General features: G+C 52.1%; 9 protein-coding genes and 1 pseudogene. All 10 read left to right on the top strand.

Annotated features, from left to right (window positions below):
• The first annotated feature begins 31 nt into the window (after nucleotides 1-31).
• Nucleotides 32-448 carry a GPW/gp25 family protein gene (locus J1785_RS06830; RefSeq protein WP_217219101.1) on the top strand — a complete coding sequence of 139 codons (417 nt, stop codon included), beginning with the start codon at nucleotides 32-34 and terminating at the stop codon, nucleotides 446-448.
• 12 nt (nucleotides 449-460) lie between these two features.
• Complete coding sequence (gene tssF / locus J1785_RS06825) at nucleotides 461-2,263, top strand: type VI secretion system baseplate subunit TssF (RefSeq protein ID WP_129990975.1); 1,803 nt, start codon at nucleotides 461-463, stop codon at nucleotides 2,261-2,263.
• Entirely contained in the window at nucleotides 2,254-3,201 is a 948-nt protein-coding gene (gene tssG / locus J1785_RS06820; protein WP_129953640.1) for a type VI secretion system baseplate subunit TssG, read from the top strand. The genes tssF and tssG overlap by 10 nt, the downstream gene beginning before the upstream one ends.
• A 2-nt stretch (nucleotides 3,202-3,203) precedes the next feature.
• Nucleotides 3,204-5,117 (top strand): type VI secretion system Vgr family protein, encoded by a 1,914-nt coding sequence (locus J1785_RS06815; RefSeq protein WP_217219100.1) that lies wholly within the window; start codon nucleotides 3,204-3,206, stop codon nucleotides 5,115-5,117.
• Nucleotides 5,118-5,130: 13 nt separating this feature from the next.
• Nucleotides 5,131-5,646 carry a DUF6931 family protein gene (locus J1785_RS06810; protein WP_217138861.1) on the top strand — a complete coding sequence of 172 codons (516 nt, stop codon included), beginning with the start codon at nucleotides 5,131-5,133 and terminating at the stop codon, nucleotides 5,644-5,646.
• On the top strand, nucleotides 5,646-5,945 hold the full coding sequence (locus J1785_RS06805) for a PAAR domain-containing protein (RefSeq protein ID WP_217219099.1): 300 nt from the start codon (nucleotides 5,646-5,648) through the stop codon (nucleotides 5,943-5,945). The genes J1785_RS06810 and J1785_RS06805 overlap by 1 nt, the downstream gene beginning before the upstream one ends.
• 17 nt (nucleotides 5,946-5,962) lie before the next feature.
• The gene (gene tssA / locus J1785_RS06800; RefSeq protein ID WP_336369458.1) at nucleotides 5,963-7,021 is read left to right on the top strand and encodes a type VI secretion system protein TssA; all 1,059 of its coding nucleotides are present in this window, start codon (nucleotides 5,963-5,965) and stop codon (nucleotides 7,019-7,021) included.
• 8 nt (nucleotides 7,022-7,029) lie between these two features.
• Entirely contained in the window at nucleotides 7,030-7,593 is a 564-nt protein-coding gene (locus J1785_RS06795; RefSeq protein WP_238483115.1) for a type VI secretion lipoprotein TssJ, read from the top strand.
• Entirely contained in the window at nucleotides 7,593-8,987 is a 1,395-nt protein-coding gene (tssK, locus tag J1785_RS06790) for a type VI secretion system baseplate subunit TssK (protein ID WP_217138865.1), read from the top strand. The genes J1785_RS06795 and tssK overlap by 1 nt, the downstream gene beginning before the upstream one ends.
• Nucleotides 8,984-9,179: pseudogene (locus J1785_RS06785) on the top strand (DotU family type IV/VI secretion system protein); the annotation flags it as partial. The gene tssK and the pseudogene J1785_RS06785, both read left to right, overlap by 4 nt.

Raw genomic sequence — 9,179 nt, 5'->3', positions numbered from 1 at the left:
CTGCAAGCGTGCACTGGATTAAGGCTTATTGATGAAAAGCTTATTACAGCTATTATCTGACAATAACCCAAAAGATCAAAATGACTTTACTGAGGCAGAAGACAAAAACAGCACATTCATTGATGAAATATTGCTGCTTTTGTCTTCGCGCCCCCGAAGTTACCACATTGATAATATTCCACTGGTTAATGAATCGATCCTTAATTATGGAATCAATGACGCTTTTTCCAGTGATACGCCCCGTCTTGAGCGTAATGCCATTATTCAATCACGTATCGAAATGGCATTACGGCGCTTTGAACCAAGATTGAAAAATGTCTGCGTGACACCCGGGGAAGAAAAGGGAAGTCTTTGCTCATTCATTATTGATGCTGAAACATTCAATGGTGAGGTTCGCTTTCGTCTGGTGTGGGACGATGTCATCAGTCAATTCTCTCTGCGTGATTAACGAGTATTCATAATGTTGGCGAAAAAATTAATTTCTTATTATCAAAATGAACTCGCTTACCTCAAAACGCAGGGAAAGGCATTCGCCCGTCATTTTCCAAAAGTCGCCAGACGCTTAGGAATGTCAGAAGGCACATCAGAAGATCCGCATATTGAACGAATTATTGAGTCCTTTGCGCTGGTCACCGCACAGATTCAGCAACGTCTCGATGAGGATATGCCGGAAGTAACTGATGCGTTACTGACGGTATTGGCTCCGCAATTTCTGCGTCCTTTTCCCTCGGTTTGCGTTGTACAGATGCAGCCGGACAGTAAAATCAGCGCGCTGACAGCCAGTAACCGCATCGATGCCGGAACGACATTATATTCCCGTCCGGTGAACGGGCAAGTTTGCCATTTCCGCACCACGTATCCGGTTACCCTTCAGCCTGTCAGCCTGCATAAAGTCAGTCTGCATCTGGATGCCGATGACATGAGCTGGGGTCTGAAAATTCAGTTGTCAGTCTGGCCGGGTGCCACAGTGTCGGCAGATTCTCTGAGGTTACATCTCAGTGGTGCCAGCCGAATCGTAAATATCCTTTATACCTTGTTGTGCAGTGAAGTTGAGTCACTGACACTTTTCCAGCAGGGGGAGAGTTATACACTGTCACCGCACGCTATTCGCGCCGTGGGTTTCGGTGAAAATGAAGGTCTGCTTGCAGGCGATTCACGGGTTTCACCCACTCACAGCCTGTTACAGGACTATTTTTTCTTCCCGCAAAAATTTCATTTTATTGATATGCCGTTGCCCGCTGGCATGGTGGCGGGCAGTCAGAGCGAGCTTTCACTGGTGGTGAAATTTAACCGCTGCATGATAGCGCGCCAGCTGGAAAAAATAGCCGGTGCGGTGAATGAAAGCCTGTTTCTGCTCAACTGTACGCCTGTTGTCAATCTTTTCGCCCACCGGGCCGAGCCGATTTCGCCCGATCACGAAACGGCAGAATATCCGGTTATCCCTGATATTCGTCATCAGGATGCGATGGAAGTCTGGTCTGTAGACAGCGTGTCGGCAATGCGCAAGCAGGGTAATGAAACACAGTCCCGGCCCATCTATCCGTTGTTTGGTTTAGACCATTCAGCCAGTGACGGTGAAACCGGCTTGTTCTGGCAATGTATGCGACGTGAAACCATGCACAATGATGGCGTCACGACCTCGCTATTTATCGCTTTTTCTGACCGGGGAGAACGTCCGTTAGCGCCCGGCTGCGACATTGTCAGCATGAACCTGACCTGCACCAATCGCGATATTCCCGGTGCCATGCGCAACGGCGATCCTGAGGGGGATTTCGAATCAGAACTGCCGATTGCAGGCATGAAAATTATTGCGCTGACACGCCCGACGCTGCCGGTCAGGCCGCCGGCGAAACAAGCTACGCGCTGGCGTTTGATTTCTCAGCTTTCACTCAACCATATGCTGATCAGTGGACCCGAAGGTGCCCGTGTACTCAGGGAATCACTGGCGCTGTACAACTTTGTCGATAATCCGGGCATTACCCGCCTGATCAACCTGATCCTGCATGTTGAGACTACCCCGGTCATTACCCGGCTGGCGCCTTCGGATCCCCGTTCCATGGCACGGGGAATAGAGATCCGTATTACCTTTGCCAGCGAAGCGGCCGAAGAAGTTGAGTATTTTCTCCTGTGTCGCTTTATCGATTGTTTTCTGGCGTTGTATGCACCGGTCAACAGTTTCACACGGGTAGTCACCTGCATTGACTCACCGGGGGACATTGCACGGACATGGCCTGTGCGTGCAGGAAGGCTGTCATGGATCTAAGCAATATCCTCAGTCCACATAACTTTTTCCAACAGGTGCGTCTGTTGTTACGCAAGCTGACCAGAGCACAGGGAGAAGACAGCAAACGGGTTCTGGAAGAGCAGATTTATTTCATTTCCCCGCTCTCGCTGGATGCGCCGAAAGGCGATATTACGTCGGTCACCCCGCTTGAGCAGCAGCGCTGGCAAGTGGAAGTGGCGGCTCACGGGCTGACGGGGGCACTGGGCGCGTTACCGACGGTTTACACCGAGTGGATGATTGACCGCTATTACCGCCATGGGGACAAAACGGCCAAAGCTTTTCTGGACATTTTTAACCACCGGCTGCACAGCCTGCGCTACCTCGCCTGGCAGAAATATCATTATTACGCCATGGCGGAATTCAGTGCAACACGGCCACTGAGTCAGGCCATCCGTGCATTATCGGGCGTGGCAAACAGCACACCTTCCCTGCAACAGGAGCAGTTTGCTGATTTATTTGCACATTCAGTGCGCTCAATGCTCAACGTTGAAACCTGGTTAAAACACCGTTTTTCCGTGGCGGCGAAAGTCACGCCTTTCACCGGCGGATGGCAGGTTATGGATCCCAGCCTGTGTTGCCGGCTGGGAGAACCGTCACAAACGCTGGCCGTTGCCCCTATGATCGGCAGCGTGTATTGGGACCGGCAATCACATTTTACGGTGACGCTCGGACCGGTGCCGATGAAGAACGCCGGCCTTTTTTTGCCTAAGGGAAAGCACTATCAAAATCTGTGGTCACATTTGCGTGAATACGTGGGTCAGGGTCTGGATTTTGATATTGAGCTGCTGATCGAAAATACAACGAACGTCGCTACCCTGCTGGGAAACGGGCAACTCGGGCTGGATATTTGTCTCGGGCCTTCCGGGGACACAGACCAGCATAAAATTCGTTTACCCGTCTTCCGGGAAGGAAAATAAAAATGTCGAAAACACTAGGGCAAGACAACCGGTTTATCCGTTTCATTGGCGATACCGCCAGTTCACTGGCTCTGATGCATATCGAAGGTGATGAACAGTTCTCCGAGACCTTCAGTTATCAGATTCAGTTTCGCACGTCGTTAATCACCCCGCAGATGGGACGTTTTTTGGGGCATGAAATGGCCTGTGAGATTGGCCGTGGTAACCAAAAGCGCTACGTGCACGGTGTGCTGACACAGATTAAAGAAGACAATAATATCGATGGCATCAGCACCTTCATCGGTACGCTGGAACCGCGTATGGCGTTACTGCGTCTCGGGCGTAATCTGGCAGTTTTCCAGAATATTACCGTACCGGATTTAGTCTGCAAACTGCTGCGCCAGCACAACATCAGCCACATTGATTTACGCCTGCGGGAGACTTACCAGCCGCGCGAATACTGCATCCAATATCGAGAATCTGATTTCGACTTCATCAGCCGTCTTCTCGAACAGGAAGGCATCTATTACTTCTTCCAGCATGATGCAGGGCAGCACACCTTGGTACTGGCGGATCACCCGTCCAGCCATCAGTCGGGCAAAACGGCAGAATTGCCCTTTATGCCACTGCAAGGGCGAGGCAATGGCGTGGGTATCCTGAACTGGGTGGCATGTTCTTCACTGGCGGCCTCTTCCGTGATGCTCAATGGTTTTAACATGGTGCAGGCGACCCGTGTTGAAGGCGAATCGAAAGCCGCGGCGGCGGAATATTCCGTGCCGGGTGTCAGCTATGTTGATGCGCACGGTCATGAAAAACGCGAATTACTGCAATCAGAAGCCCGGCTGAAGATGGAGCAACTCGAGGCAGATAACCAACAATTCCACGCCGAGGCCAGCGTGTGGTGGTTAAGTTGCGGCGATAAATTCCTTCTGAGCGGACATCCTTCTTGTCAGGGACACTACCTTATCAAATCGGTTCATATGCATGCATCGAGCAACATTGATGACGGGCAACCTGATTTTGGCTACACGCTCACGGTACTGAAGGACAGCCTTTCCTGGCGTCCGCCGTGCCTCACCAGAAAACCTGAAATCGCCGGCATTCTGACTGCCATCGTGGTCGGGCCTGAATCAGAAGAGGTTCACACGGATGAATATGGCCGCATTAAAATTCAGTTCCCGTGGGATCGTGAAAACAAACATGACGATGGCAGTTCCTGCTGGGTGCGGGTTTCACAGCCGTGGGCAGGCGGGCGATTTGGTGCCATGTTCCTGCCTCGCGTCAACAGTGAGGTTACCGTCAGCTTTGTGCATGGCAACCCTGATTATCCCCTGGTGACCGGCTCAGTATACAACGGACAGAATAAACCCCCGCTGAGCCTGCCTGAGGAGAAAAATCATGCCGGATTCGTTTCACGCAGTTCCCTCAACGGTAATGTTGAAGAAGGGCATGAATTGCGTTTCGACGATAAAAAAGGCGAAGAGCGTCTGATCATGACCTCACAAAAAGATTTGCTGCTGACGGTGAAAAACGACGTCACCACGCGTATTACCAAAAACGTCACCAAAACCATTGGTGAGAACCGTACGACCGAGTTAACCAAAGGTAATGAAAGCCTGACGCTTAAACAGGGTGATTATGCCCTGGACATTAAAGGCAATCTGCAGGAAAGCCTGACCAGTGGTAACCATCAGCTAAAAATCAGTGGCGGTGGCAGTACGGTCAAAGCGGACAAAGCTTGCGTCATTGAATCCACCCAGTCTATCGAATTAAAAGTCGGTAGCAGCAAAATCACCCTTTCTCCTTCCGGCATTACGCTGAGCGGCACCACGATCAAAATTGAAGGGAAGGGGACGGCAGAACTTAAAGGCGCGATGGTCACTGTTCAGGGGAGCGGTATGACCCAGATCAAGGGCGGCGTGACGAAGATTGGCTGAGGAAATGAATAACATGAAAGAAAAATTGCTCACGCCGGAAGCGCTTGCTGCTTACAACCCGCTGCAAAACGGCGCAGAAAATGCCGCGCAGCTGATGATGGCAGGCCGTTGGGAAGATGCGCTGGCAAGCGTGGTTGCTGATGTTGCGCAGAAGAAACTGCTGGCGTGGACGCTGCAACAAGCGCTGAGTCGCCCTGAATCTCAGGAACCTGCGGTGCGGCAATGCGCCAGTGAAATCCATCAGTGGCTGGCAGAGCCTGAGGATGACCGGCGTTTCCGTATTTTCCAGCAGGCAGAGCTGCTCGGTTTTGATACCCCGGTTGGTGCGCTCGGCTTATCCGTGTTCTGGATGCAAGGCAGCATGACCCCGGCAGAGTTCGAGGCGGTGTATCCCGAACCTCATTTATCTCACCTGATGCTCCATTGCGCGCTGAAATTGCTCAGTGTAGGGATAGCGGGAGAAGACGCCCCCCTGAAGGGCGCTCAGAATTTGCTTTCTGAGTGGCACGCTACCCGGGGAGGTGACTGATGGGAAAGCCCGCTGCCCGCGTTGGTGATATGCATGTTTGCCCGATGGTGACCCCCGGCCTCCCCCCGATCCCACACGTTGGCGGGCCGGTGACCACACCCGGTACGCCCACGGTGTTTATCGGAGGCATGCCCGCCGCGACCCTGGGATCGATGGCTGTATGCGTCGGACCACCGGATACGGTTGTCATGGGCAGCACGAAAGTGCTGATTGGCAATAAACCTGCCGCGAGGATGGGCGACAGCACCGCGCATGGCGGAACCCTTGTTGCGGGTTGTCCGACCGTACTGATTTCATAGAGTGTATTGAAATGATAATGAATTTTGAGCCATTGCTCGCCCCGGTCAGTGACGAACAGCCCGCTGGCCGCAATATGGAATATGAGCCGATCTATAACGAAATCCGTGAGGCGCGGGAAAGCGATCCTGATTATTTGCCGCAGGGCGAATGGGCTACTCAATTGCGTAAAGCCGACTGGAGCAAAGTCATCCGCTTAAGCTCGCAAGTGTTACAGAAAGAAAGCAAGGATTTGCAGGTCGCCTGCTGGCTGACCGAAGGCCTTGGACAGCAACATGGGATCAGCGGCTTGCTGGACGGTATCGGTTTCCTGATAGCGTTTATACAAACTTACTGGCAAAAGGGCTGGCCGGAGCTGGATGAAGACGGCGTGATGATCCGTCATGGCATGCTCAATCGTGTGGACCGTCAGCTGGCGCAGATGCTGCATTGTCATCCTCTGTTTGGGCAGCCGGAAAGCACGCTCGATCACTGGCGTAAGGTGCTCGCCTATGAACACCGGGTGACGATGAAACCAGACAGCGCTGCCGAACGGGGCGGTGACGATGATTTCTCTATGGATACCTTCAACCGCTGGGCCGCGACACTGGATCCGCAGAAAGTCGCCGCGCAAAATGAGGTATTAGCCCGACTGGTGACCACGCTGGATACGTTTGAGGTCCTCTATGGTCAGCTGAATCCGCAGGCAGATTCTCTGGCGATGGGGCAGTTGCGCAGCGCAACCGCTGAAATTCAGGAGTATCTGAAACGTCTCTTTGACCGTGCAGCACCGGCTTATGACGATGTGATGACTCTTAACGTATTAACGCCGGAAGAAGATGAACAGAATACTGGCGTCAGTTCACTCATGAATAACACTCAGAAACAAACGATGTCACGGGATCTGGCCATCAGTCAGATGCTGACCATTGCCCATTTTTTTCGTCAGACCGAACCGTCAAGCCCCGTCCCTTTCCTGATGGAGCGAGCGGCGCGCTGGGCTGCCATGACGTTGACCGAATGGCTGGAAGAGATGTTGCAGGATGACAGCAGCATGCGTGATATCAACAACGTACTGAAAGGGCACGGCAGAGAATGAGGGGGAAAATGAGACTGACCGGGCTGGTGCTCGGCGTCATGCTGCTGGCAGGTTGTACATCAGATGATGGGCAAAGCCAACAGAAGGCGATCAGCGAAGTGGCTGCGCCTTTCGCCAGCGGCGCTATTACCCTGCAACTGCGGGCTGAACCCGGGCTGAACAGCCTGAATGATATGGCCAACAGCTGTACGGTATTACTGCTACAAGCTAAGGATAAACCGACGCTGGATAAGATGCTGGATAACCCTGCAACACTGAAAAGTTTGTTTGCCGGTGCAGGCAGTGAAGGCGATGTTTTGCAGGTGGATCGTTACGTCATGATGCCGGGACAAACCAACACGTTGCATATCGATCGCGCCCGGGATACCCGCAATGTGGCGCTGGTTGCGGGCTATTATCCGTTTCCGGTGAAGAAACACATGGTCAGCACAGAGGTGCCGGTGGATGTGGAAAGCACAGGCTGGTGGGAACCCGTCTGGCATGCGCATTTAGCGCCGGTCACGCTCTCCGTCACCTTAGGCAGTGAAAGCATTGTCAGTTCAGATATCCCCGTTGCCGGAGAGAAAAAATAATGTATCCAGAACAACAGCAGATCTACTGGCATTCCGGGCTTTATCTGCAACCGCAGCATTTTCAGTCAATTGACCTGCATTATGAATGGAACCTCGCGGAGCATTTGCGTCTGGCGCAGCCTTATAATTACGGGCTGATTGAGGTCAGCATCAATGAAGCAGCACTGAGCGATTATGTCATCAGTGTCGAGCAGTTCCGTTGTATTTTGCCCGGCGGTACCTTGCTGTCACAGCCCGGTAATAGCCGCGTTGAACAACGTAACTTCCGTGATTTCTGGAAACAGCGCGATCAGCCTCTGACCCTATGGCTGGCTTTGCGCCGTTTCGATCCGCTGCACAGCAATGTCACCACATTGGAAAGAGAGCATGATCGTGCTGTCACGCGTTGGATCAATACCAGCGAAGAGAGGGTGATGAAAGACGTCTATGATCATGCGCCGGACGCTGCAGTGGCCCGCCTGTGCTACAACGTCAGATTGCTGACGGACGTTGAAAAAGATGATGCTGTTGATTGCGAATGCATTCCTCTCACCCGGCTGCGTTATGAAAACGAAAGGGTGTCCCTCGATCCGACATTCTCGCCACCCTCCGTGACGCTTTTTGGATCATTCAGCCTCGGCAAGCTGATAGACACTATTTATTTTGAACTGAGTGCGCGGGCCAGAAAGCTTGAAGAATACAAACGCTCAGAGCGGCTGGTCAGCGATGCCGACCGTGGCGATCAGGTAACACAATTGTTAGCTATGCGCTCCCTTAACCGGGTGCTACCGCAACTGAAAAATTTCTGTCAGGCGCGCCAGGTTCATCCGTGGCATATCTACAATATGTTATGCCAGCTTGTCGGCGAACTTTCCTCATTCAATGACAGCTGCTCCTTTCTGGGAGAGTGGCATGACGGCGAAAATTCGCTGCAAACCTACAATCATCATCAATTGCTGGATTGTTTCGAGAGTGCCCGTAAGACGCTGATCACCCTGCTGAACAGTCTGGTACTTGAAGATAACACGTACATCACGCTGGAAAACGATCTTCAGGGCGTGTTCACCGGCAGCTTTGACAGTGCGCAGAGTAAAAATGCCGAATCAGTACTGCTGCTGTTACGTTCTGCCAATATGCCGATGGAAAATCGTCAGATCAAAAATCCGGGCGGTATCAAACTGGCCTCGCCAAAAATGATTGAACTGCTGATCCAGCATGCTCTTCCGGGCATTCCGGTAATACATTGTCCACAGCCTCCGCGTGGTGTGCCAAACCGCAGCGATTCACATTATTTCCTGGTCGAGCAGGACAGTGAATTGTGGAACAAAGCCCGCCAGCACAGCAAAATTTCCTTCTACTGGCCTGATATGCCGGAAGATCTTCAGGTACAGATTATATTTGTGGTGCCCTCATGATGAGTTTGCTGAATTGTTATTTACCGTTGTTTCGTTATGTGACGGCATTTTTTATTCATCCGCAGGAATATCCGGATTACAGTGCATTTCGCGAAAAAAGCATTTCCTTATTACAACAGGCGCTGCTTGAGTCAGAACGTCATCATGAATCCGCAGAATGTCAGGATGCTTATTTCGCGGTGGTGCTTTGGG

The organism is Rahnella perminowiae, assembly GCF_019049755.1.
In the GTDB taxonomy this organism is placed as follows: domain Bacteria; phylum Pseudomonadota; class Gammaproteobacteria; order Enterobacterales; family Enterobacteriaceae; genus Rahnella; species Rahnella perminowiae.
This window is presented reverse-complemented; position numbering and strand designations above follow the sequence as displayed.